The organism is Bradyrhizobium diversitatis (assembly GCF_016031635.1).
Taxonomy (GTDB): domain Bacteria; phylum Pseudomonadota; class Alphaproteobacteria; order Rhizobiales; family Xanthobacteraceae; genus Bradyrhizobium; species Bradyrhizobium diversitatis.
In genome coordinates, this window is the sequence record NZ_JACEGD010000022.1 from 68,611 (window position 1) to 93,890 (window position 25,280).

The window sequence follows — 25,280 nt, forward strand, 5'->3', positions numbered from 1 at the left end:
CCAAGGTCCGGCTTGTGACACGCTGCTCGGCCCATACACCTGCAAGACCAGAAAATACGCAAGACAACTGGAGCGTTGGAGTTGGCACGTGCCTTGAAAGGGCGAAAGCCGTCCCGCATCGCATTCCCAGGAAATCACCATTATGGCTTACAAGATAGTCGCGTCCCAGTGCACCGCCTGCGGCGCATGTGAGTTTGAATGCCCCAACGCAGCAGTCAACCTCAAGCGTGACATATATGTGATCGATACGAAGAAGTGCACCGAATGCGAAGGACATTCTGACACGCCACAATGCGCCGCTGTCAGCCCAGTTCCCAACACGTGTGTTGCAGTCTAGCGGAGCGCTGATGAGGATGGCCGGTGCGAGCAGCACGGTCCCACAATCGAGCGCTGCAGCCTGTCTTATCGGCGACTTGGTTGTCGGTGAGCTGGCAAAGAGAGTTCCAGTCCGTGGTGGATCCCGGCCATTCCGTGTTCCAGGAGCGCATCATCGGAAACCCACGGAAATCGCAGGGCAGGGTAAACGCGGGCGCTGCTCCTGTCTGACGAGACCAAGATCGGCGACAAGCTGGAGCTGCAAATCTTCGGGATTTTGGGCGCGCCGGCACCCTTTGCGCGATGCCGCTGATCGAGCGGTTCGGCGTGCCGGCCACGTGCCGTGCGTCATTGGCGCTGTACAACACGCATGCAGATGTTGATGCACTCGCGCGGGCTGCTATTGCGGTCGATGAATTGCTCGCATAAACGGAGGGTGGTGCCCCAAGCGGCAACGGATGGCTCCGTCGCATCGCCGCATCAATACGTGTAATCCTATTAGCGTGTGGCCTCTGCCGGCGTGGTTGAGGCGGTTCTTCGGCGCGACCAAAAACGAGGGCACGCGCGCTGGAGGACAATGGCGCGGCATTGGCCGATGCGAGCGACATGAAAATCCGGTTGCAATGCTGGAGCTTTCACGATCATCCCTGCCAAGTCACGTTTCAATCCGCAGGTCCTGCTCGCGGTGATGCGCGCTACGACGCGCCGGATCCAGACCGGTCTTCGCCCTTGCTGTCGTCGGGATGAAGACGGTGGCCGCTATTTTGCCACCAAAACGACCGAACCGGAGACCCGGACTGCACCCGACATACCCTTCGACGCGAAGCGTACTGCGGCTTCGATGAAGTCATCCTGATCTCGGACAGAGGCAAAAAAGATCAAGTGGCGGCAGCAAACTCATGGATTGACTTTGGGGTGTTCGCCCGACGAGCTTCAGGGGATCGGGCCTGCGGGCAGCGCGCTTCGCACAGCTTCATCAAGCAGAACACGCTGCGCCGGCCATTGCCCTGGCAGCAGCGGAAAACGAAAGCGCCCGCCCGAAAAGGGCGGGCGCGGTTCAGCATGGGTTGCGCGGGTCAGTGGAATGTGAAGTCCGATGCGCTCAGGCCCAAGCTGGCCAGGCCGTCCACGCTGTGCACATTGCTCAGGTGGGCGAACTCATCCACGTGGTTCGCGGAGGTGACGTAGGCCAGATTCGCACTCATGCTATTGTATCCAAAGTAGACGATAATGTCGCCGGGGGCCGCGGAAATGGCGCTGGCTGCGTCAGAGCCGTTGGAGAAACCCCGATCGGTGATCACCACGACATGTTCCCCGTGAGCACCTGACGTCGGGCCACTGTAGAAGGTGTCCACCTGATTGCCAGAGCGCGCGTGATTGAGGAAGTTCGCGTTGAGCCCGTCGCTGCCAAAGCCGACCGCGTCGAATGAGAAGGTGTCCTGTGCCGGGTCGAAATCCACGATAGTGGTATGGTCGGGGTCCGGCCCGTACTGTTTGTCGAATCCGGAGATCGGGTTGTGGAACTGGAACGCAAAGGTGTCGTTGCCGGTGCCTCCCGTCAGGGAATCCCTGCCGTCACCGGCGAAGAGGACGTCGTCGCCGGGACCGCCGTAGAGTTTATCATTGCCCTCATTGACGATTCGCGGTTTGTCGGGGCCGATGTCACCGTAGAGGAAGTCGTTACCCTCGTCGCCGAAGACGTTGTCGTTGCCCTCGCCACCGAAGACTCGATCATTGCCCTCGCCGGCCGAGATGACGTCGTTTCCGGCACGACCGTCGATCCAGTCATCGCCCTTGGGGTCGATGATTATATCGTTACCGTCGCCGCCAAAGAGACTATTGCTGCCCGGACCGCCAACAACTGTTTTGTCCACCGCGAATACTCCTTGTTAGACAGCCCCACCACGCCACCTGGCTCGCTCATATTGCTCATCGGCCGATTAGAATAATTCATTGTTTTGATAGAACGCATCGACCTGGCGGATACATCCACGCGCGCTTCTTTGGCCTAACACCTCAGCGCATCAGCTGGTGCGACCGGTTTAAGCTGGTGCCCGCCCGGCCACGATGCAGTTGGTGGCGGGCGCGCCAAGCCCACCCAAGGCTAACGCTTTGCAGCCGAATATCAGCGGTGCATGACACGCTAGTCCTGTTTTCTATCGAACAGGCGCAAACGAGTCCGTCTATGGGGAAGCTCCCGATGTCGGGTTTGCAACACAGTCCGGTCGGGCTTGCCGACAAAGCTATGTGCTTCCAATTCCGCTAGTTTTTGCGCTTGCACGCGGCTGGCACGGTCGTTGCTAAACTCCTGGCCGAGCACTGTCGCGCTAACTCTCAAAGGTAATCAGCATGAGCTTCGCTACGACCGAAAGCATTGAAGAGATCAAGGCCCGCAATAAGGAACTCATCCAGGAGGTGCTGACGGTCTATCCTGACAAGACTGCAAAACGGCGCGCCAAGCACCTGAACGTTCATGAGGCAGGGAAGGCGGATTGCGGAGTTAAGTCAAATCTCAAATCCATCCCCGGCGTGATGACGATCCGCGGCTGCGCCTATGCAGGCTCCAAGGGCGTGGTCTGGGGGCCGATCAAGGACATGATACACATCAGCCACGGTCCGGTGGGGTGTGGCCAGTACTCTTGGGGGTCGCGGCGCAACTACTACGCTGGCACGACCGGTATCGATACGTTCGTGACCTTGCAGTTCACGTCCGACTTCCAGGAAAAAGATATCGTGTTCGGCGGCGACAAGAAGCTCGTCAAACTCATCGACGAGCTCCAGGAGCTGTTCCCGCTCAACAACGGCATCACCATCCAGTCGGAATGCCCGATCGGCCTGATCGGCGACGACATCGAGGCAGTATCCAAGGCCAAGTCGAAAGAATATGGCGGCAAGACGATCGTGCCGGTTCGCTGCGAGGGCTTCCGCGGCGTCTCGCAGTCGCTCGGGCACCATATCGCCAACGATGCCGTGCGCGATTGGGTCTTCGACAGGCTCACGCCCGAGAAGTCGTCCCGCTTCGAGCCGACGCCCTACGACGTTGCGATCATCGGAGATTACAACATCGGCGGTGATGCCTGGTCGTCTCGGATCCTGCTGGAGGAAATGGGGCTGCGCGTCATCGCCCAGTGGTCCGGAGACGGCTCGCTGGCCGAACTCGAGGCCACCCCCAAGGCGAAGCTCAACATACTGCATTGCTACCGCTCGATGAACTACATCTCCCGTCACATGGAGGAGAAGTTCGGCATTCCATGGTGCGAATACAATTTCTTCGGACCCACCAAAATCGCGGAATCACTTCGCAGGATAGCGGGCTATTTCGACGACAGGATCAAGGAAGGAGCCGAGCGGGTGATTGCGAAATACCAGCCGCTTGTTGACGCGGTGGTCGCAAAATATCGCCCCCGCCTGGAAGGCAAGACCGTGATGCTGTTCGTTGGCGGATTGCGTCCACGCCATGTGATCGGAGCCTACGAGGACCTCGGCATGGAAGTCGTCGGCACCGGCTATGAGTTTGGCCACAACGATGACTATCAGCGAACCGCCCAGCATTACGTCAAGGACGGCACGCTCATCTACGATGATGTCAATGGCTATGAGTTCGAGCGCTTCGTCGAGAAGATGCAGCCCGACCTGGTCGGCTCGGGCATCAAGGAAAAATATGTGTTCCAGAAGATGGGTGTGCCGTTCCGGCAGATGCACTCCTGGGACTATTCGGGTCCGTACCACGGTTATGACGGCTTTCCGATCTTCGCGCGCGACATGGACATGGCCATCAACTCGCCAGTCTGGAGGAAGACCAAGGCGCCCTGGAAGGCTGCCGCTGAACCGAGGCTCATGGCTGCGGAATAGGTGGCCTCTCCGCCTCTCTTCAGAGACGTCGAGCCGACATTGACCACGATTTTCAAGAGGATTCCCACGAAATGACGCAGAATGCAGAACACGTGCTCGATCATGTCGAGCTGTTCCGCGGTCCGGAATACCAGCAGATGCTGGCCAACAAGAAGAAGATGTTCGAGAATGCTCAAGATCCCGCGGAGGTCGAACGCATCAGGGAATGGTCGAAGACGCCCGAATATCGCGAAAAGAACTTCGCGCGGGAAGCTCTGACGATAAACCCGGCCAAGGCTTGCCAGCCGCTTGGTGCGGTCTTCGCCTCGGTCGGATTCGAGGGCACGCTGCCCTTCGTGCACGGCTCCCAGGGCTGCGTCGCCTATTACCGCAGCCATCTGTCGCGGCACTTCAAGGAGCCGAGTTCCTGCGTCTCCTCGTCGATGACCGAAGATGCCGCAGTGTTCGGCGGCCTAAACAACATGACCGATGGGCTCGCCAACAGCTATAACATGTACAAGCCCAAGATGATCGCGGTCTCCACGACCTGCATGGCGGAGGTGATCGGGGATGACCTCAACGCCTTTATCAAGACCTCCAAGGAGAAGGGATCGGTCCCGCAGCATTTCGATGTGCCATTCGCGCACACGCCAGCCTTCGTCGGCAGCCATATCACGGGCTATGATAATGCGCTGAAGGGTATCCTCGAGCATTTCTGGGACGGTAAAGCCGGGACAGCACCGAAGCTCGAACGCGCCCCCAACGAGAAGATCAACTTTATCGGTGGCTTTGACGGCTACACTGTTGGCAATACCCGTGAAATCAAGCGCATCTTCGACCTGATGGACGTCCAGTACACCATCCTCGCTGATAATTCCGATGTGTTCGATACACCGACCGACGGCGAGTTCAGGATGTATGACGGCGGCACCACGTTGGAAGACGCCGCAAACGCGGTTCACGCCAAGGCGACGATATCTGCGCAGCAATGGTGCACGGAAAAGACCCTTGCGTTCATCGCCGGCCATGGCCAGGAGGTCCTTGCTTTCAATCATCCGGTCGGCGTCTCCGCGACCGACGAGCTCCTCATGGCGTTATCGCGCATCAGCGGCAAGGAAATTCCCGAGGCACTGGCGCGAGAGCGCGGCCGCCTGGTCGACGCGATGGCCGACTCCAGCGCACATATCCATGGCAAGAAATTCGCGATCTACGGCGATCCAGACCTATGTTATGGGCTAACTGCCTTCCTGCTCGAACTGGGCGCCGAACCGGTCCATGTGCTGTCCACGAACGGCAACAAGGCCTGGCACGATAAAATGCAGGCGTTGTTTGCGAGCTCGCCGTTCGGGCAGAACTGCCATGCTTACCCAGGGCGCGACCTCTGGCACATGCGATCGCTGCTGTTCACGGAACCGGTCGACTTCCTGATCGGCAACACGCATGGCAAATATCTGGAGCGCGATACCGGCACCCCGCTGATCCGCATCGGTTTCCCCATTTTTGATCGCCATCACCATCACCGCTCTCCGGTGTGGGGCTATCAAGGCGGCATGAACGTTTTGGTGAAGATCCTCGACAAGATCTTTGACGAGATCGACAGGAAGACCAGCGTGGCAGGCACCGACTATAGCTTTGACATCATTCGTTGATGACGAAAGACGCTTAAGTCATCGCCGGCAAAGATCGGCGATGGCTTGAGAAGGACGCGCCGTTTTTCACATAATCGCGATTGAGAGGAGAGAGCGATGAGTTCGCTTTCGGCCAGAATCCTGGACGTCTTCAACGAGCCGGGCTGCGCCAAAAACGCTGACAAGTCGGAGGCTGACCGCAAGAAGGGCTGCACCAAGCAACCTAAGCCGGGCAGCGCGGCCGGCGGCTGCGCCTTCGACGGCGCCAAGATCGCGCTGCAGCCCTTCACCGACGTGGCCCATCTGGTGCACGGACCCATCGCCTGTGAGGGCAATTCCTGGGACAACCGCGGTGCAGCTTCGTCCGGTGCCAGCATCTGGCGCACCGGCTTCACCACTGACATGAACGAAACCGATATCGTGTTCGGCGGCGAGAAGCGACTTTACAAGGCCATCAGGGAGATCTTGGCGAAATACGATCCGGCGGCGATCTTTGTCTATCAGACCTGCATTCCGGCCATGATCGGCGACGATATCAATGCCGTCTGCAAGGCGGCTTCTCGGAAGTTCGGCAAGCCCGTGATTCCGGTCAATTCGCCAGGCTTCGTAGGGTCGAAAAACCTCGGCAACAAGCTTGCGGGCCAAGCATTGCTTGATCATGTTATCGGCACCGAAGAGCCGGACTACACCACGCCCTGCGACATTAACCTGATCGGCGAATACAATCTGTCGGGCGAATTGTGGCAAGTCAAGCCGCTGTTGGACGAGCTCGGCATCCGCATCCTCTCCTGCATTTCCGGAGATGGGAAATATCGTGAAGTTGCCTCATCGCATCGGGCGCGCGCCGCCATGCTGGTGTGTTCAAAGTCGATGATCAATGTGGCGCGCAAGATGCAAGAGCGCTACGCCATCCCGTTCTTCGAAGGCTCGTTCTACGGCATCCAGGACTCCAGCGACGCCCTGCGCAACATTGCACGCGTGTTGGTCGCGCGCGGGGCACCGGAAGACCTGATCGGCCGTACCGAGGTGGTCATAGCGCGGGAGGAGGCGCGCGCGTGGGCGAAAATCGGATCCTACAGGCCCCGCCTGGCCGGAAAGAGAGCACTCCTCATCACAGGTGGTGTGAAATCCTGGTCCGTGCTGGCCGCGTTGCAGGAGGCTGGCCTTGAGCTGGTCGGCACCAGCGTCAAAAAATCCACAAAAGAAGACAAGGAGCGCATCAAGCAGCGGATGGGGCAGGATGCCCATATGATCGACGACATGGCGCCTCGCGACATCTACAAGATGCTGAAGGGCGCAAAAGCGGACATCATGCTCTCCGGTGGCAAGTCGCAATTTGTGGCGCTGAAGGCGGCGATGCCCTGGCTCGACATCAACCAGGAGCGCTCTCATGCCTATATGGGCTATTTGGGGATCGTGAATCTGGTCGCGGAGATCGACAAGGCGCTGTTCAACCCGATGTGGGAGCAGCTGCGCCGGCCGGCCCCATGGGACGGGATCGCAAAGCATGGCCACCCCAACCCCATGGTCCTTGCGCAGACGGATGGGCAGGCTGCCGAGCCCCCCGCGCTTTTAGAGGTGAGCCGCCGCGCAAAAAGGGTCTGTCTCTGCAACACGGTCGATCGCGGCACGATCGAGGATGCAATCCGCTTGCACGGTCTGACCAGCGTCGATTCTGTCAGACTGCACACCAACGCGTTCGGCGGTTGCTGCAGGAGCCGGATCCAGGACATCCTGAGGGCGATGTCGGGCTCCCAGCCGCCTGCCATGCAGCAGGCCGCGGAATAGGACGGCGTCATGGCTATCGTCAGCACGCCGAGCAAGGCCTGCACGGTCAACCCGCTAAAAATGAGCCAGCCCATCGGTGGCGCATTCGCGTTCATGGGCCTGCGTGGGGCGATGCCGGTTCTGCACGGCTCGCAAGGCTGCACTTCGTTTGGGCTCACGCTGTTCGTGCGGCATTTCAAGGAGCCGGTCCCGCTGCAGACCACCGCGATGAGCGAGGTGACAACCGTGCTCGGCGGGTATGAAAATATCGAGCAAGCCATCCTCAACATCCACAATCGAACCAAGCCGGAGATCATCGGGATCTGCTCGACCGGGGTCACGGAAACGAACGGCGACGATATCGACGGCACCATCAAGCTGATCCGCAAGAAGCATCCGCAACTTGCCACATTTCCCCTGGTCCATGTCTCGACGCCCGATTTCAAGGATGCGTTTCAGGACGGTTGGGAAAAGACCGTGGCGCGCATCGTCGAGATGCTGGTGAGGGCGCCGACCAGCGAGGTAGAGCGCGATCCGGCGCGAGTGAATGTCCTTCCCGGATGTCACCTGACGCCCGCCGACCTCGATGAGATCAGGACGATTCTGGAGGATTTCGGACTAAAGCCAAGCTTTCTGCCTGACCTTGCGGGATCGCTGGACGGGCATATCCCTGAGGAGTTTACGTCAACGACCATCGGCGGCATCGGCATTGAGGAAATTGCCAGCATGGGCCAGTCCGGCTGGACCATTGCCATCGGTGCGCAGATGCGGCGGGCGGCAGAGGCCATGCAGACCAGGACCGGGGTGCCGTTTCGCCTGTTCGAGCGATTGTGCGGCCTCCTCCCCAGCGATGAATTCATCGCTTTCTTGAGTGAGATCAGCGGCCGCCCTGTGCCACCAAAATACCGGCGCCAGCGCGGGCAGCTCGCCGATGCGATGCTCGACGCCCATTTCCAGATCGGCGGCCGTAAGCTCGCGATCGGTGCAGAGCCTGACCTCCTGTTCGACCTGTCCAGCATGCTGCACGACATGGGCGCGCAGGTCATGGCGGCTGTGACGACCACGCCCTCGCCGGTGCTGGAGCGGATAAGGACCGACGAGGTGCTGATCGGCGATCTCGAGGATCTGGAAGAGCGAGCTCGGAGACAGAATTGCGATCTGCTGATCACGCATTCGCATGGCCGCCAACCGGCGGAACGGCTGAAGATCCCGTTTCATCGCGCGGGATTTCCGATGTTCGACCGGATTGGCGCAGGACACCAGCTGTCCGTTGGGTATCGCGGCACGCGCGATCTGATCTTCCAGATCACCAACCTTCTCATCGCCGATCGCGAGGAAAATCATCAGCCCTGCCCCGACAGCTGGCGGACCTCAACACCGCCTCTCAAGTCCGGACGCAGCTACACCGACGCATCAGAGAGGTCGATTGCATGAAGGTCGCGTTCGCTACCCAGGACTTGAGGCGCGTCGATGCGCATTTCGGCTGGGCCAAGAACATTGTGATCTATGACGTCGGGCCGGACGGTCACGTCTTTCTGAAGGCGGTGCAGTTCGACGGCGACCTCAAGGAAGACGGCAACGAGGATAAGCTCGCGCCCAAGATCGAGGCGATCAAGGATTGCGCCATCCTCTATGTAATTGCGATCGGCGGCTCCGGGGCGGCGCGGGTGGTGGCGAATAAAATCCACCCCATCAAGGTGGATAAGCCGGAGAACATCCTCGATCTGCTGGGGAAGCTCCAACGGATGCTGAAGGGCACGCCGCCCCCCTGGATCCGCAAGGCCCTGGCGAAGGCCAAGGAGCGCACGTTCGATTTCGAGGAATGAGATCACATGCCTGAGGCCGCAGAAGCGAGGCAACCCGATACTGCTCTTGATGCGCCGTTCGTCAAGCAGCTGGTCAAGATCTGGCGCGCTGAGGACAGCCATGGGGCTTGGGAGGGCAAGAGCGATCTCGACTTGCTCGAGCCCTATATCTTGGACAAGGAGAAGCGGCACGCGCTGCCGATCGTGGGCGATCCAGATCCGGACACGGTATGGCGCCTGGAGTTGTTCTTCAATGCGGTCGCGCTCTCGATCGAGAAGGCGACCGGGGTGATGATCCAGCCGTTACTGAAGATGCATCATGAAGGCTTTGGCCGCATGGTGCTGATCGGAGGCCGCTTGATCGCAGTTAACAAGCAGCTGCGCGATGTGCATCGCTTTGGGTTCGAAAATCTTGCGAAGCTCGCCGCCGAGGGCGACAAATATGTCGCAGACGGGATCGGGATGATCCAGAAGTTTCCGGACGCGGCGAACTATTAAGGGCGGGAACATGAACGAGCTTGAAAGGCTGAAGGCAGACATCAAGAAGCTGTCAGCCAAGGCGACACAGGCCAAGATGGACCTGCACGACCTGTCAGAGGAACTGCCGCTCAACTGGCGCTCGATCATGGTGGTGGCGCAAAGAGCACATGAGGCATTTGCCGAGCTCGAGAAAAAGCGCGAGGATCTCAAGGCGCAGGAAAGGGCCTAAGGGTATACAAGCATGTCATTTGCAACGCGCGACGGCCGCGGCTGGATGCCCGATTATCTCGTCTCGATCGATTCCGGAAAATGCATCGGATGCGGACGCTGCTTCAAGGTCTGTGGTCGCCATGTCATGATATTGAAAGGGATCAACGAGGAGGGCGATCTTGTCGAGCTTGACAGCGACGAGGACGATGAGATCGAAAAGAAAATCATGGTGATGAATGATGAGGGTGCCTGTATCGGCTGCGGCGCCTGCGCCCGGGTCTGTCCGACCAGCTGCCAGACTCACGCGGCCGCCGCGACAGCAGGGGCTTGACGGCCGGCTTCGTTCGTCTGTGGAGGACAAGGACGGACGCTCGGTGCGGAGCCGTGGTCGAAAGAATTTCGGCGGCTGCAAATTCATGCTGCGTGTTCGGTGGCGCAATTTGGCGAAAGCCGCGGACAGTAGCTAGGCCCGCTTCGATGAGCATCCGAACACACGAACATGCCCGTCTCCCTTGACGGAGACCTGATGACGATGTCCGGTCCGTAAAGGTACGCTCACTTCATGTTGGAGCGATCAATGGACGGGCGAGAAGACTGGCCAGGACTTGCCCCAAGGAAGGGTTTGCTAAGCGCATGCGACAATGGATGGTATCTCCGTGCGCGGCGTGGATGGCATCACCGCCGTGGTCCTCGTGCCGCCGCATTTAGGAGCGGGACCACTCGATGCTCGACTGAAGCTCGCGGTGGCCTGGCGACGGCGGAGTCCTTGCGCAGCTCGCGCTCAGAACTCGGCAACTGCCTCTGGCGTGGTACTCGCGGCAGAATCCACCAACGGACTTAGAAGAATACTGATGTCGACACCAAGACGTTCAGGGCATGTCCGGTTTGGCGTGTGTAGGTAATGGCTGTCGGATTATTGATGTATAGCAGGCCCAGGGTTGCATAAACCCCTGGCGCCAGCCGTGCGGTGTATCTTCCCCGGATCGCAGTGCTATCGCGATGGACGAGATCGCCTTTAGCCAAGGCGGCATCGACTGCAAAATGGCTCCAAGCGATGTTGGTGGCAGCAATGGCAATCTGATCACCTGGCCGGCTGCTAAATAGTCCTTTCGCATAAAGACGAACTTCGAGATAGTGGCTGACCTTGTTGACGTCAGACGGAGCGTACATGGCGGAGAACCCACCATAGATCCCCCGAGCTGGCGAGCCCTCGGCATCAGATTGCCAAAACTGCCTGTCCACGGCCACGTAATAGGCGCTGTTTGCGTTAGCTCTCGGCTGGATCGGATATGCCAAGTGCGGATAGCGGCTGTCGTTGAAACCGATTCCGGCCCGCAACCAGGTCTCGGGTGATCCCACAGCCGCCTTGTTCTTGTATCCAAATTCATCAAGCAGCAAAATGCCGGCATTGGCCGTGCGCCAGTTCAAGCCGGTGGGATTTTCGCTCATGTGCGCCAATTGTCCATCCGGACTGACCGAGCGCTGGATCGAAATCTTGTTGTAGAGGCGGTCGTCAAGATTGTACCTCACGTTGAGAGCCGGCGTCGGCGCGGAATTGTTGCTCATTCCAGCTTGGGATAAAATGACCGGCGTCGGCCCGAACGGATTCATTCCCAAGAATTCGTCATGATTTCCGAGGTAACCCATCTTGAGTTCGAGCGTCCTGTCGAAGAACGTCTGGTAATAGGCAATTGTATTGATTCCCACCCGATCTGGCCCGGCAGGCTTCCGCGTCCAATATTGTTGCTCGACCCCCATGGTTATCTGACCATCAGGAATTCCAAATCGGCCAAGATCGTAGGTCACGATCATGGAATTTACGGTACCGAATGTCGGACTCTCGCCAATATACCGCTGATTGAAGATGGTGCTCTTGGCTGCATTCGGCATTCGGTTGTCGATCAAGCTGTTTTGCGTCCAGCCCACATAGCCGATCCCGAGATTCGCCAGCGCAGACCTAACTCCACCCTTATCCTGATTGATCGTATCCGCAGGCCCGGGTATATTGAGCCAAATGCCTTTCTCACGCAGGTGATCGAATTTCGCGAACGGGTCGACCTTCTCTCGGCGCTTAGTCTCAGCAACTTTGTCCGGACGATCGTGCCGCGAATCTGGGGTATTGGTCGCTCGTGCCGGCGCCGAGGGGGCGGCGAGAGGCGCCGTGCGGTTGATCCGACGGCTTCGGATGCTGATGATCGCGCCGCTCTGCTTTTGAATTGCTGGTCCAGGAGCCTCATCCGGCGCCTCGCTCCTGGTGTCTGATATTTTCTCTGCCCCTGCGAAGGCCGAGCTGCAGACGAGACTCGCCGCACAGACGGCGGTGGCAAGCCCGGTTTTCGAGATAATTGATCGAGTGCTAAAGACCGGAACCGCAGCCGAGCGAGTGCGAACCGTCATCGCCACGCGCGCATGCGACCCGAGTTTCCCCTCCTTGTTGCTGGCCTTGATAGATTGTGCGCCGACCAGATTGGCTCGTAGCTCACTCGCAACGCCCGGAAGGTGCTGCGTCAGAAAGCGCGATATGGACTTCCATGAGCAAGGGGAGATCGCGGTCGGAGAAGAGATCATCGCTGCAGGCGCCGGGAAAGGACATTGTTCAATACCGGCATCGGTCTACGCCCGTTGACGCTGCTAGAGCGAACGAGCAGTAGAGTCTGCGCCGGCGGGATCTTTGACTCTATGGTGAAAGTCTTAGGCGACTTACGCGGACGGCTCTTTGCCGGCCTTTATGCGCATCGAGCTCAATCGACCATCGGTGCTGACGGGCACCTCGCCAGCGACGGTGGCACGGCGAACGACACGACGCTGGTCGCCGTAATCCCTGACCGCATAATGTTGCGTGGCGCGGTTGTCCCAAATCGCCACATCGCCCACCTTCCAACTCCACCGCACGGTGTTTTCGGGCGCGGTGATATGGGACTGGAAAAGGGTGAATAGCTTCTGGCCGTCGTATTTCGGGATGCCAACCAAGCGTTGCACCACGTCGCCGAGCACCAGCGCGCGTTCTCCAGTTTCGGGATGGACACGCACGACGGGATGCTCGGTCTCATAGACCGTCCTGGCGAACACCTCGTCGAGATGCTTTTTGTCGGCCTCGCTGTTGGCCATGACGGAGTAGTCGAACGCATTGCTGTGAACCGCCCAGAGTTCGTCGGCAAGCCGTTGCAGCGGCGCGGAGAGGTCCAGATAGGCGGCCGCGGTGTTTGACCAGATCGTATCGCCGCCAAATTGTGGGATCACAACGCCTCGCAGGACCGCGATTTTAGGATAAGCCTCGAAGAAGGTCCCGTCGCTGTGCCAGAGGTCGGCTCGGCGAGGGGGGCGCGCGGAATCAAGCTCGATCATCGATACCGTTCCCTCGATGGCACCGAGTATCGGATACGCCATAAGCGTTCCGAAACGAAGGGCAAGGCGCTCCTGCTCTGCGTTGTCGAGATGGCCCTGATCGCGAAAGAAGAGAACCTTGTGCTCGAGCAGCAGGCTGTTGATCGCGGTAATCGTCTCCGCCGGCAAATCGCCCGACAGCTTGATGTTCCTGATTTCAGCGCCGATCCGCGCCGCGCGCTTTGCGATGTCGGCTTGCGGAATGATACTGTTGATCGAGGATATCTTGGTCATGCTGTCATTCTCCTGAAAACGCATCTGTTCGCAAAACCAACCTTTTGGGCTGGGACGCGAATGAGTAAGTCGCAGAATCGGACGGCACATGCAGCGTTATCAATTGCCGCTGCGAATGGACCCGTTGCTGCGCGTTTCACGCGATAACAACGAGACCACGATTGACCTGCACGACGTCTCATTTTCTAATTTTCCGGCCGTTTGACATGCCCAGTCACCTCAGACAATTACAAAGACTGGTAGTTGACCTAGGCCTATTCACGTTCATGCGAGATTGACGAGGGGATGCTGCCCGTCAGACCCCTTGTATCCCCATGGGGCATGTCTCAGCAGCCGTGGCAGTAGAAGAGCTGAGGATCTAATCTATTGCGTCGCCGCTGGCGTTTGACGATGTGCGATTGGCGCAAGTAGCGATACAGTGCGCCATTTTCAGCGAATATGGTCGTCGCTACGTGCGTGTGGAGCGAGTACCACGAGCAAGCGTTACTGATACCAGGGTGTATCTCGATTCCGTGCCGTTCCTTGGTGAGAAGGTCAAATGCATGTAGCGGTGAGCCGGATCATGCAGACGCCGCACAAAGAATGGCAGATCCAGCTTTTGATGGTTCGGATGTCTTTCTGGCCCCGGCCGTTGGATGATGTTCAACACCAGCCAAAGCGACGTCGGTTCGGAGCGTAATGGGTGCGACTTGCGACAATGCCGGTTGTTGGCACGCCACAACCAGCCGCTTGTGCGAGCGAAATCGAATTGCGATGTGGTTTCTATTGGGTGGCGACGTGGCCCATACCGCCGCTCGCGAACGACGCCCGACACACCTGAGAATAAAAAGGCCCGCACGGCGGAGCCCCGTGCGGGCCTTCCTGGAATCGGTCAATCTGGTTACCTCCGCCAGTCTGGACCGATCCAAGCTCGCTGGGACGAAAGGCCTGCAAAGCTGGACTTCATCAGGCGGTGCAGCAGGTCTGCATCTTCCTGTCCCCGAGACCGAGAGGCTAGCTGGGGACGGGCGGCGATTTAGCTGGCCGCCTGACAACGCGCTTTAGAGTATGAGATGGAGCGGATGAATTGGCTCCCATGAGAGGAATGGATCGGTGAGGCGGCTGAGAATGGACCACGCCAGCTTCGCAAATGGGGTGCGCTGGCGACTCTCGCTGTTCGGTTCTTGGCTGAATAGTCCAATGACCGTGTCTCGCTCGTGATGGGACGTCGAATTCAAACTGCCGTGAGCTTCGAAATCGCGCTGCCTTGTGGCCGCACCTTCGTGTCGAGCGATTAGGAGAAGCGTCTCGACCTCCAGCGGCTTGACGGCGTCATGCTTGGCTCCAGTCATGAGAATGATCCTTCTAGCTAAGACAATGCCTCCGTTTCGGTGGCGCGATACGCGATGCAAATTGCTTGCCGAATGAAAAGTGGTGCTCGACCGGCGAAGGCAAAAATGCCGCGCGGGGTATCGCAACGCCTCGTAAGCCCTCCGTCAGGAGCCCTTCAGTCTACCCTGCGGTAGCCGAGGCGGGAATGAGAAGCCTACGCATTGTGACATGCGAGGAGAATTTGCACGGTCGCCTCTTGTCTGAGAGGGTTGAGGACTTTCAGACTCTGACCCTCAGACAAGAGGCGTTCGGATGGGTCAGGCCAGCCCTGTCCTCCGACGCATGACCGAGGACATGACTCTCCGTAATTCGCCGCCGCCGCCGCCAATCAAGATGTTCGGGGTTCGTCCAGACGACGGGACGTACTCACTCAGAGCCTGTAAAAACCGCGTTACGTGCACCCGCATGAACGCCTTACGCCCCAGTCAACTACTAACCTTAGCAATTGATCGTTTCGGCGCACATATGGCAATCGTGGGGGCATGACGCTGCGCATGTCATGCGTCTGGGAAATCGGAATGCAATTTAAGTTTCTGCGCGCGAACGAACTTGATGGACATGTTGACCCGCCGTCTGCAACTACCAGGGTTACTCCAAGCGCGAGATCTTCGTTATCACGGAAACCCATGATGGACGTTCCCTCGCGATCGCCGAGCGGGCGCGCGACACCCTGCTTTCCGATGACTGCGATCGCTCGAAGGAGAAGTCTTCCCAGGAGCAGAACGCTCTGTATGAAAAAAGGCCGAAGCCGTATGGTGGAAAAGGCGGGGCGTTCCCGGTCGGCCAAGAATGCCAGGCTTCCAGGTCCGACCAACTTGGGCTGTTGGCGTCGAGCGTCTCGCTCCGCGAAGGGGTGCCGACCGAGGACCGGCGATCTCTCGCGCCCTTGCGACGCTGCGGTTAATTCAGAAAGAGCCAGCTTGCGCGGTGAGCATGGCCGGATTGAGCTATGAGCGCCCCAGCTGACAAACGTCGGAGTGCGATGCACGCGGTGATTCCGTTCGTGTTGCGTCGTTGGCTGCTCGAGCCCTACCGGGCCGCCATCGTGGTCATTGGCTCTGTTGGCGGAGCGGCGGTCGACCTGTTCATGCCGGTCTACTCCGGCCATCTGGTTGACGCTTTGACGTCGGGCCCTTACGACCTGGCGACGCGACATGCGGTGCTGGTTGCCTTCGCAAGCATCGTCACTCTCGGCTTAGCATCGATCACCTTGCGCTTGGTAGGTCTGCAAGGGATCGTGCCGTTCACGCACAAGACGATGTCGGACGTGGCGTGCGAGGCATTCATGCGCGTTCAGCGCTTCTCGACCGAGTGGCACGCCAACTCTTTCGCCGGCTCGACCGTGCGCGATATCACGCGCGGCATGTGGGCGGTCGAACAGATCAACAGCACCATCATGATGGTGCTGTTGCCCTCGCTCGGCGTGCTGCTCGGCTCGATGATCCTGCTAGGCATGCGCTGGACCTCGCTCGGCGTGGTGATCGCGCTCGGCGGGGTGCTCTATGTCGTGCTGACCGCGCAGTTCTCGACGCGCTACGTCACGCCAGCTGCCCGTGTCTCCAATGCCTGGGACTCAAAGATCGGCGGTACGCTCGCGGATGCGCTGACCTGCAATGCCGTGGTAAAATCGTTCGGCGCGGAGGCGCGCGAAGATGCGCGGCTCGCCCGCGTTATCAACCGCTGGCGCGTGCGCGCGCGGCGGAGCTGGCTACGCTACAATTGCAACGCGATATCGCAGCTGTTGCTGCTGCTGGGTCTGCGCACGTCGGTTATCGGGGTCTCGGTGCTGCTGTGGATGTCGGGGCAGGCCTCGCCCGGCGACGTCGCCTATGTGCTGACCAGTTATTACGTCATCCACGCCTATTTGCGCGACGTCGGCATGCACATCAATATCCTGCAGCGGTCGGTCAACGATATGGAGGAGCTGGTTGCGATCCATGACGTACCGAACGGGATCGAGGATGCACCGGATGCGGGCCCAATCCTGATCGAGGGCGGCGAGATCGCGTTCGACGACGTCACCTTCCAATATGGCGGCCATTGCGCGCCACTCTATGAGGGGTTGTCGGTCTGCATCCGCGCCGGCGAGCGCGTCGGCCTGGTCGGCCGCTCCGGCTCCGGCAAGACCACATTCGTCAAGCTGGTGCAACGGCTCTACGACGTCTCTGGCGGCCGCGTGCTGATCGACGGGCAGGATGTCGCGCTAGTCACGCAGCAATCGCTGCGCAGCCAGATCGCAATTGTGCAGCAGGAGCCGATGCTGTTCCACCGCTCGCTCGCCGAGAATATCGCCTATGGCCAGCCCGGCGCCGGCCTGAAGGCAATCGAGCAGGCAGCGCGGCTTGCCAACGCGCATGACTTCATCCTCAGCCTCCCGAAGGGCTACGGCACCCTGGTCGGCGAACGCGGCGTCAAGCTCTCTGGCGGCGAGCGGCAGCGCGTGGCGCTGGCGCGCGCGTTCCTGGCCAATGCGCCGGTGCTGATCCTGGACGAGGCGACCGCGAGCCTTGATTCGGAGTCGGAAGCGCTGATCCAGCAGGCAATGGAGCGCCTGATGAAAGGACGGACCTCGATCGTGATCGCGCACCGGCTGTCGACGGTGCGCGGCCTCGACCGTATCCTGGTGTTCGACCGCGGCCAGATCGTCGAGCAAGGCACGCATCTTACACTGACCAAGCGGCCCGGCGGAATCTATCGCGGGCTGTTCGAGAGACAGGTCACCGAGTTCAGCCATATCTCGCGGGCAGGCTAGCCGCAGGGATCATAGAATTGATATCTCAATCGTTCGAGGCGACGTCGCTGGGCTTTGTTTAGCGGAACCGCGAAATCGCCGCGATGCTGGTCTCGTGATCGTCTCGAGCTGAGCTTCACGAAACTCGCGTATTCGCGCAGAGACAGCTGTTTCGCCGATGTAAGGATAAACCCGGCTGCCTGAATCGTCAGGATGTGCTCCAGATCAGCGGTTTGGAGATGAAAGCGGCTCGCGATGGGACGCCCGCGGGCATGGCGAAACCGCTTGTCGATGAATCTTCGCGGACGGGTGCTTGCCTGTATTGGGAGCGTGTTCAGTTTGGCAAGCGGTCGAGTGTTTTGGTATCAGAGCGGCGCGCGTAAGACACTGGCGAACGCGCGGGCGGGAGCAAGGCGATGCCCAGCCGAGAGCCAGGGCGATCATCGCATGTCTCACCGGATTGATGACACAGCCGAGTTTCGAACCCAGCCCACTTACACGAAGTCAACCCACCACGGCGGCCGTTGCTAGTGGTTGTCTTCCACAAATGTCGGCCGCATGAATTAGTAGGGTGAGCGGTCGAGATAAGCGTCGAATGCCGCAGCGACAGCGCGAAGCAAGAAGCGGTACTCCTGCCTCACGCGAATGAAGCCGCCTTCGATGTCCACGACCCCGTCCTCGGCGAGCATCGGCAAGCGTTCAGCTGAATCGAGCAGGGGAACCGGATCAAAGCCAAAGGCCGCACAGATTGCCGGAACATCAGCCTCCAGATCGCACATCAGCCGCTCGATGATAGCCGCCCGGACGCGGTCCTCGTTACAGAGAGGATAGCCCTTTGAGGCCGCCAGACGGCCAGCTCGGATGTGCCGCGTGTAGGAACCCGTTGCAACGTCGTTCTGGACATAGCCGCCGCCGAGGCGGCCAAGAGCCGAGGTACCCAGGCCGATAACGGTTTGACACGTATCAGCCGAGTAACCCAGCGAGTTGCGCCGCATGCGACCGGTTGTCTGCGCCAGCGCGAGTTCGTCGTCGGGCAAGGCGAAATGGTCGAGCCCGATTTGGCGGTAGCCGGCAGCAACCAGCGTGCCGACCACGGCCGCGGCCTGTTCGGCTCGGGAAACTGTGTCCGGCAGCGCGGCTTCCTCGATCAGGCGCTGATTTTTCTTGAAGGAGGGAACATGCGCGTAACCGAAGACCGCAAGGCGGTCCGGGCGCATCGCCACTGCCGTCTCCGCCGTCCGGACGCAGGACTGCACCGTCTGATTTGGCAGACCGTAGATGAGGTCGAAGTTGATGCGGTCTATTCCATTCCGGCGGAGATTTTCAATGGCCGCCGCCGTCTCCGCTTCACTTTGGATCCGGTTGATAGCTTTTTGAACGACGGGATCGAAGCTCTGCACACCCAGGCTCGCGCGGGTCACGCCGGCTGCTCCGAGGGTTTCGGCCATTTCGACTGTGAACGTGCGCGGGTCGATCTCGACGGCGACCGCAGCTGGTTGCCTGAAGGTAAATCGGCGGCGCAGAATTTCCATCAGGGCCAGGAACTCGGCCGGCGCGATGAGGGTCGGCGTTCCGCCGCCGAAATGCACATCGCTCACGGGCAGCGCATCCGCCGCTTTCGCCGCCACCAAACGGATCTCCTCACGCAGCACCGCCAGATAATTGAGGATCGGCGGATCCCGGCCAGTGCTGCTCCTCGGAAAGCCGCAATACCAGCAGATCGACCGGCAGAACGGAACGTGGATATAGAGCGACACGGCCTCGTCCGTCGGCAGGCGCCTCAGCCATTCCTCACAATCCCTGGCGCCGATCGCCGCGGAGAACTCCTGTACTGTTGGATAGATGGTGTACCAGGGTAGGCGGGCATCGTAATACTTCTTCAGGATTGAGGTCTGCAACGTTCCTGTCCCATGCTAGCTCACCCTGACCGCTGGGGAGCGGAGTTTCGTCGCTCTGAAACTGCAAAGTGATGCGTTCGAGGCGGCCGGTAGGGCTGCCAGTTACGCCTGTCCCGACATCTCCGCTTCAAAGACTAGGCCGAACCGCGGCGCCGAACCTCGAAGGACCGCACTTAACGTCGCGTTGGCGATTGCCCGACCGCGGTCGTCGATGCCGGTCCATTGCGCCAGTATGCCGCGCGGGTCGATCTCGAGCAGCTTGACCCCGGAAGGAACCTCGGTCCCGTCACGGATGATGCCGCGCAGTACCCCATTGCGCGGCGCCATGATGGGTACGCCGGAGTGATGACCGAGCACGAGGTCCTTCTCGACATGCGTTCCAATTGCGATCGATGTTCGCCAGGTACCAACGAAGCTGGAATAGACAAAACGTTCCGCGCCGAAATCACCGAGCCGGCTCGCAATTCCGTCAGCCGCCTCCGTCCACCCGTCTCGCTGGACCAGGCCGATCCTGCCGGGCCGGGTTTCGATCGCGACATCGCAGTTCGAGCTTCCGGAGAAGCCGGGGCCCAGACCTATTGTCAGTCCCGCGAGCCGCCGCAGGTCGGGCCTGATCCGGCGCTTCTGCAGACGCGCATCGATCAGCACATCAATACGGCGGATCGGCAGCAGGTCGACAAGGCCGAGACGGGAGACGATCACCCGTCTTCCTCGGCTAGCGTCCCCGCGCAGCACCCTAAGCACCTGCATGGCCTCGTCGAGGCGCTCACCCACAATATCTTCGACCTGCGCGATCCCGGCGAACAGCGCGTCATGGAAAGCCATCCTGCGCCGGATCACAGGCGGATCGGGATCGTGCGACAGCACCACGCAAGTTCCGCCGCGTGCAAGCTGGACGGCGATCGCGGATGCAATCTCATTGGTGCCGAGGATAATCGCGAACAGTCGACCCTGGTGATCAGTTCCTGGAGACATTCAGACCTCGAAGAGAAGTGTCCTCGCTGCAGCAAACGCTGCCGGACAACCAGTTAGGCTGCGTGATTACGGTGAGACACGGGAGCAAGAGCCGCGCCAATCAACAGGCGCCTGAGCATTAGTATCGCGAATGACAGCAGGACCGTTCAGCGTGAGTTCTGTCCCCAAAGCAAACGTATGGCTTGTTGCAGAGCCGCAGACCTGTTTGGAAAAGCACATCCTGTAGAAGGCCCGAACGCATTCACGTTGGTCGTCGGTTCGAGCGCCCGCAGTGCGCCTAGACGCAGGAATTTCCATCTCGTGGTCGTTGACGAGGACGACAGCCGCAGGCCGTCGTCCGTTCTTTGTGGTGTGCCGGGGTAAGCGTTTCTTTGGCTCCGCTAGGTTGGGATCCCATCAATTCGGGGTGCGAACGCCTGCGGTTTCTCGTCGCGACAGCATCTGGCTGATGCGTGGCTCGGAAGATTCGCATCGAGCGCCGCACGCGCGCTGCGTTGATGGCGCTGCAACGCGCGCGGCTCACGCTCATCACGGCGATGAAAATGGACGGCGACATCTGGTGGCGGTGCGACTTGTCGGGCAGGCCGTTTTGGCGAGATCCAAAGTCACCGCTCAGACCGGCCGGTTCTGGTTGCGATTCTTCACGGGCCCCATTCGCTTCAGCCCGTCTTCGTAAGGGATCTCCTCATAGGAGACATCGAGAGCCGTGGCTGCGTCGAGCAGGTAATCCAGCTTGCCGCCTGCATCGAATTTCTTGAAATCGTTCTTGTCGAGCCCGGCCAGGTCCATCATCTCTTTCCAGACGGTCGATTCATCGCACGGGAGGATGTGAAAGGTGATGTCGCCGACCTTGGTCCGGTATTTCGCCAGCAGATCTATATTGTTGCAGAACATGAAGTAGCGCCCGTCGGGCCGCAGCACGCCATCCAGAACGCTGCCGACGTCGGTGAGATAGGCCAATGAGTGCAGATAACCGGCCAACACCGGGATCGTGCTTTCGCCCTCCTGCGCAACCGTCAAGACCTGCTCGATTGAATAATCCGGCGGCCGTTTCTCGTCCGCGAGCTGGGCCTGGAACTTTAACGCGATATCGCCACGAAAACCGAATCGACCCGGCCTGGTCGTCTCGCTCTTGAGAACAGCGTTGAGAAGTCGTCCCTCCTTGTCCAGTCGGCCGAGTGCGGTGTTCTCGATTGCAGTCATGAAAAGTGTCCTCGATCTAAGCTCATCACCGGCCGTCGACCGGCACAACACGGAATGCAAATTGCTTGCCGACCCCGGCACAGCGTTTCATCTCTGTAACCGCTGAAGAAACGCACGAGCGCGCTTCGATCCGGAAACAGCATGGTCGGAAAGCCGACACGGGTCGCAAAGCCAACAGGCGAGAAGCGAAAAGGCAGCCTTATCAGGCGCGTGTGCGCTGGCATGCGAATTGCCAACTTACAGCCAGCCGAGCCACGCGGGGGTGAAAGGATGAGCCATGATCAATTTGACAGATAACGCACTGAATGCGGTCAGGGGCGTGATTTCAACATCGGGAGCGAGCGGCTTGCGCATTACGGTTGAGTCCGGCGGCTGTGCCAGCTTCAAGTACATCATGGGCTTGGCCAATGAGACGAAATCCGACGATAACGTGATCGAGCGCGACGGGATCAAGTTGTTCGTCGACAACGACAGCCACAAATATCTCGCCGGCACCACCATCGATTTCGTGCTGGCGCAGGAGGGCTCGGGTTTTACTTTCGATAACCCGAACGCCAACGCGAGCTGCTCGTGCGGCAAGTCCTTCAGCTGATGAACGAGATCACAAGCATGCTGGCCGAAACCAAGCATCCAACACAACTGCCGCCTGCCGAGGTGGACCGGGAGCAAGTGATTCGAACCGCCATCGAGGAAATCCGCCCCAATCTGAAACGCGACGGTGGTGACTGTCAGCTGGTTGCGATCGACGGCACCAAGATCATGGTCAAGCTGACCGGGGCCTGTGTGCTCTGCAAGCTGTCAGCTGCGACGCTCGAGGGCATTCAGGCGCGGCTGATCGAAAAGCTCGGCGAATTCGTTCGCCTGATCCCGGTTGCCGGCGCGCCCACGGCGCGACATTGAGCAAGGTTTCAGTGGCGGTTTATCTCGACAACAATGCGACCACCCGAACGGATCCGTCGGTCGTGCAGGCCATGTTGCCGTTTTTCACCGAAGAGTTCGGCAATGCTTCCTCAGCCCATGCCTTTGGCAGCCAGGTCGCGGGCGCCATCAGGCAGGCGCGCCGCAGCGTCCAGGCGTTGTTAGGGGCTGCCCATGATGATGAGATCGTCTTCACCTCTGGCGGAACTGAGTCCAACAATGCCGCTATCGTTTCGGCGCTCGCGACGCAGGAGGACCGGGACGAGATCGTCACCACCTGCGTCGAGCATCCGGCGATCCTGGCGCTGGTCGAACAGTTGGCCAAAGCCGGCGTCAAGGTTCATCTGATCGCGGTGGATTCGCGCGGCCGGCTCGACTGTGAGGCGTTTCGGTCGGCGCTTGGACCACGTACGGCGATTGCATCGGTGATGTGGGCCAACAACGAGACCGGCACCATCTTCCCGGTGGAACGTCTGGCTGGATGGACGCGCGCCTGCGGCGCGCTGTTTCATATCGATGCCGTGCAGGCCGTTGGCAGGGTACCTATCGACCTGAAGGTCAGCGATATCGACGTGCTGTCGCTGTCCGGGCACAAGCTGCACGGACCCAAGGGGATCGGGGCGCTTTATTTGCGCAAAGGCACCAAATTCAGACCGCTGATCTGGGGCGGAGGACAAGAACGCCGGCGCCGCGGCGGAAGCGAGAACGTCCCCGGCATCGTCGGCCTCGGAAAAGCGGCAGAGCTTGCTGCAGAGCGGCTCGACCGAGACCGCGTTCGTGTTACTGCGTTGCGCGATCGTCTGGAGCAGTCGATATTGCAGAACGGTCACTGCAAGGTCCTTGGCGACCACTGTAACCGGCTTCCGAACACAACCAATATCGCTTTCGAGAGCCTCGAAGGCGAAGCGATCGTCCATCACCTCAATCGCGCCGGCATTGCCGCATCGGTCGGATCGGCCTGTAGCTCAGGCGCGATGGAGCCGTCGCATGTCCTGCGCGCCATGCATGTGCCGGCGAGCAGCCTGCACGGCGCGGTTCGCTTTTCCCTGTCCCGTGAAACCACCGCTGAAGAGATCAACCAGGTCGTGCGCACGTTGTCCAGCATCCTGGCTCGTCTGCGTGGCATGTCCCGAGAGTTCGCCAATCCAGCCAGCAACCCGTAGTCCCTGGAGTTGATCTCATGAAAATCATGATCCGCCGTTCTCCTGAGGCGGGCCTGTCGATTTACGTGCCGAAGAAGGATATTGAAGAGCAGATCGTCGAATCCGAGCACGAGACGTTGTGGGGCGGCTGGATCAGATTAACGAATGGATGGGTGCTCTATTTGCCCGAACTGGCCAGCGATACGCCGCTGCCGATCACGATCAATGCCAAAAGGCTTGGCGGGAACGGCGATGAACCATGAACGCAATGCCGCAAATCAACGTTCTCAAGGGAACGGACGCAGAGGCGTTGCTCGCCAATGTTGCGGCCAGGCTGCGGAACGGTAGCATTATCCCCTATCTCGGCCCCGGGGTCGCCGAGTTGTCCAAGCCTGACGTGCCACTGACACCTGATGCGCTGGCGATCTTCTTCGGCACCAAGGTCGCGCTGCCGCGCCGGGCCCGCGGCAATGCCTGGGCTGCAGCACAGCATATCGAGAGCAACAAGCATCGGTCCACGGTGACGGGTTTGATGGCTCAGGCGTTTTCCGCACCGGTCGAGCCGACGGTCTTGCATCGTCATCTCGCTGCGTCACGCTTACCGATGATCGTCGATACCTGGTATGATGGCGCGATGCGCGCCGCATTTGGCAAGCGTGACGGATGGGGCGAAGTCCAAGGCATCACCCGCGCTGGGATTAGCGAGTTTCACTGGTATCGGTTTCTATGACGCCGATGGAAAACGAGGTCGATTCCGTGGCCGCCGGCAACTGGACCACGGTCCTCTACAAGCCGCATGGCGGCGTGCTGCCGGCAAGAAACTTCCTGATCTCCGACGCCGATTATGTCGAGGTACTGACCGAGATTGATATCCAGACGCCGATTCCGGAAGTAATCAAGCAGCGGCGGATTGGGCGGAGCTTTGTTTTCATCGGCTGTCGGTTTGACGATCAGCTCTTGCGCATTTATGCGCGGCAGATCACGAAGCGCTCGGCAAACGTTCACTACGCACTTGTCGAACCGGATGCGCTCTCGCGAAACGAGCGGAGCTTCCTGCTCGACCAAGGCTTGATCCCGCTTGCGGTGGCGCTCCCGCGCGCCGTGGAGATCTTGCTAGCCAATTAGAGGCCCTGTCAAACCGAAGCCGTCCCACCTCGACCCGGCCCCGTGACAGCCGTCCGACCACGGTAAAGAGTGCCGGTGCCGCTGAGCGGGAGCGTATTGATGGACTGGCGTGGCAATCGCTCCCAGCATCCTCAAAATCTGTCGCATTTCCGACACGCCCTATACTCGCTGTCGCGGGCGCAACAGGGCAGATCGTTCTCGCTAACCGATTGGTGTTGATGAGAAAATCCGTCGCCTGCCGCGATGGCATGCGAGTTGCTCAC

Annotated in this window: 21 protein-coding genes and 2 pseudogenes; 16 read left to right on the forward strand and 7 right to left on the reverse strand. The window is 59.8% G+C overall.

What is annotated here, in order from left to right; translation table 11 throughout:
• The first annotated feature begins 142 nt into the window (after positions 1–142).
• Both H1B27_RS24305 and H1B27_RS24310 read left to right on the forward strand, forming a co-directional pair.
• Complete coding sequence (locus tag H1B27_RS24305; RefSeq protein WP_197967780.1) at positions 143–337, forward strand: 4Fe-4S binding protein; 195 nt, start codon at positions 143–145, stop codon at positions 335–337.
• A 272-nt stretch (positions 338–609) separates the two neighbouring features.
• A pseudogene (locus tag H1B27_RS24310) lies at positions 610–744 on the forward strand (aminotransferase class V-fold PLP-dependent enzyme); the annotation flags it as partial.
• A gap of 647 nt (positions 745–1,391) precedes the next feature.
• Here H1B27_RS24310 and H1B27_RS24315 read toward each other — a convergent pair.
• A complete protein-coding gene (locus H1B27_RS24315; RefSeq protein ID WP_197967782.1) occupies positions 1,392–2,189 on the reverse strand; it encodes a calcium-binding protein in 798 nt (265 codons plus the stop codon).
• Positions 2,190–2,664: 475 nt separating this feature from the next.
• Between H1B27_RS24315 and nifD the strand changes: the two genes are divergently transcribed.
• From nifD to fdxB, 8 genes are all read left to right on the forward strand, one after another.
• Positions 2,665–4,167: a nitrogenase molybdenum-iron protein alpha chain gene (nifD, locus tag H1B27_RS24320; protein ID WP_197967783.1), complete on the forward strand. Its 1,503-nt coding sequence runs from the start codon at positions 2,665–2,667 to the stop codon at positions 4,165–4,167.
• Between the two features lie 71 nt (positions 4,168–4,238).
• The gene (nifK, locus tag H1B27_RS24325) at positions 4,239–5,795 is read left to right on the forward strand and encodes a nitrogenase molybdenum-iron protein subunit beta (RefSeq protein WP_197967784.1); all 1,557 of its coding nucleotides are present in this window, start codon (positions 4,239–4,241) and stop codon (positions 5,793–5,795) included.
• 96 nt (positions 5,796–5,891) lie between these two features.
• Positions 5,892–7,562: a nitrogenase iron-molybdenum cofactor biosynthesis protein NifE gene (nifE, locus tag H1B27_RS24330; protein ID WP_197967785.1), complete on the forward strand. Its 1,671-nt coding sequence runs from the start codon at positions 5,892–5,894 to the stop codon at positions 7,560–7,562.
• Between the two features lie 9 nt (positions 7,563–7,571).
• Complete coding sequence (gene nifN / locus H1B27_RS24335; RefSeq protein WP_197967786.1) at positions 7,572–8,975, forward strand: nitrogenase iron-molybdenum cofactor biosynthesis protein NifN; 1,404 nt, start codon at positions 7,572–7,574, stop codon at positions 8,973–8,975.
• On the forward strand, positions 8,972–9,367 hold the full coding sequence (gene nifX, locus H1B27_RS24340; protein ID WP_197967787.1) for a nitrogen fixation protein NifX: 396 nt from the start codon (positions 8,972–8,974) through the stop codon (positions 9,365–9,367). Before nifN ends, nifX begins: the two co-directional genes overlap by 4 nt.
• Before the next feature lie 6 nt (positions 9,368–9,373).
• Entirely contained in the window at positions 9,374–9,844 is a 471-nt protein-coding gene (locus tag H1B27_RS24345) for a NifX-associated nitrogen fixation protein (RefSeq protein ID WP_197967788.1), read from the forward strand.
• Positions 9,845–9,854: 10 nt separating this feature from the next.
• Positions 9,855–10,055 (forward strand): CCE_0567 family metalloprotein, encoded by a 201-nt coding sequence (locus H1B27_RS24350; protein ID WP_197967789.1) that lies wholly within the window; start codon positions 9,855–9,857, stop codon positions 10,053–10,055.
• Positions 10,056–10,067: 12 nt separating this feature from the next.
• The gene (gene fdxB / locus H1B27_RS24355) at positions 10,068–10,367 is read left to right on the forward strand and encodes a ferredoxin III, nif-specific (protein ID WP_197967790.1); all 300 of its coding nucleotides are present in this window, start codon (positions 10,068–10,070) and stop codon (positions 10,365–10,367) included.
• 506 nt (positions 10,368–10,873) lie between these two features.
• Here fdxB and H1B27_RS24360 read toward each other — a convergent pair.
• From H1B27_RS24360 to H1B27_RS24370, 3 genes are all read right to left on the reverse strand, one after another.
• Positions 10,874–12,604 (reverse strand): carbohydrate porin, encoded by a 1,731-nt coding sequence (locus H1B27_RS24360; RefSeq protein WP_246515668.1) that lies wholly within the window; start codon positions 12,602–12,604, stop codon positions 10,874–10,876.
• Positions 12,605–12,736: 132 nt separating this feature from the next.
• Complete coding sequence (locus H1B27_RS24365) at positions 12,737–13,654, reverse strand: TauD/TfdA dioxygenase family protein (protein ID WP_197967791.1); 918 nt, start codon at positions 13,652–13,654, stop codon at positions 12,737–12,739.
• 1,040 nt (positions 13,655–14,694) lie between these two features.
• Entirely contained in the window at positions 14,695–14,985 is a 291-nt protein-coding gene (locus H1B27_RS24370; protein ID WP_197967792.1) for a hypothetical protein, read from the reverse strand.
• A 1,022-nt stretch (positions 14,986–16,007) separates the two neighbouring features.
• Between H1B27_RS24370 and H1B27_RS24375 the strand changes: the two genes are divergently transcribed.
• Positions 16,008–17,777 (forward strand): ABC transporter ATP-binding protein, encoded by a 1,770-nt coding sequence (locus tag H1B27_RS24375; RefSeq protein ID WP_376708996.1) that lies wholly within the window; start codon positions 16,008–16,010, stop codon positions 17,775–17,777.
• 542 nt (positions 17,778–18,319) lie between these two features.
• On the opposite strand, the gene hemN is transcribed toward H1B27_RS24375, so the two are convergent.
• From hemN to H1B27_RS24390, 3 genes are all read right to left on the reverse strand, one after another.
• Positions 18,320–19,654 (reverse strand): oxygen-independent coproporphyrinogen III oxidase, encoded by a 1,335-nt coding sequence (gene hemN, locus H1B27_RS24380; RefSeq protein ID WP_197967794.1) that lies wholly within the window; start codon positions 19,652–19,654, stop codon positions 18,320–18,322.
• Between the two features lie 102 nt (positions 19,655–19,756).
• Positions 19,757–20,629, reverse strand: coding sequence for a xanthine dehydrogenase (locus H1B27_RS24385; RefSeq protein WP_246515669.1), 873 nt, complete (start codon positions 20,627–20,629; stop codon positions 19,757–19,759).
• A gap of 612 nt (positions 20,630–21,241) precedes the next feature.
• Positions 21,242–21,832 (reverse strand): hypothetical protein, encoded by a 591-nt coding sequence (locus tag H1B27_RS24390; protein ID WP_197967795.1) that lies wholly within the window; start codon positions 21,830–21,832, stop codon positions 21,242–21,244.
• A 277-nt stretch (positions 21,833–22,109) separates the two neighbouring features.
• On the opposite strand from H1B27_RS24390, the gene H1B27_RS24395 reads away from it, so the two are divergent.
• From H1B27_RS24395 to H1B27_RS41435, 5 genes and pseudogenes are all read left to right on the forward strand, one after another.
• Positions 22,110–22,424, forward strand: coding sequence for a HesB/IscA family protein (locus H1B27_RS24395; RefSeq protein WP_197967796.1), 315 nt, complete (start codon positions 22,110–22,112; stop codon positions 22,422–22,424).
• A gap of 17 nt (positions 22,425–22,441) precedes the next feature.
• The gene (locus H1B27_RS24400) at positions 22,442–22,732 is read left to right on the forward strand and encodes a NifU family protein (protein WP_197967797.1); all 291 of its coding nucleotides are present in this window, start codon (positions 22,442–22,444) and stop codon (positions 22,730–22,732) included.
• On the forward strand, positions 22,729–23,913 hold the full coding sequence (nifS, locus tag H1B27_RS24405; protein WP_210343473.1) for a cysteine desulfurase NifS: 1,185 nt from the start codon (positions 22,729–22,731) through the stop codon (positions 23,911–23,913). The genes H1B27_RS24400 and nifS overlap by 4 nt, the downstream gene beginning before the upstream one ends.
• 17 nt (positions 23,914–23,930) lie before the next feature.
• Positions 23,931–24,155, forward strand: a complete 225-nt coding sequence (gene nifT / locus H1B27_RS24410; RefSeq protein ID WP_197967798.1) for a putative nitrogen fixation protein NifT — start codon at positions 23,931–23,933, stop codon at positions 24,153–24,155.
• Positions 24,152–25,017: pseudogene (locus H1B27_RS41435) on the forward strand (SIR2 family NAD-dependent protein deacylase). Before nifT ends, H1B27_RS41435 begins: the two are co-directional and overlap by 4 nt.
• Positions 25,018–25,280: the final 263 nt, after the last annotated feature.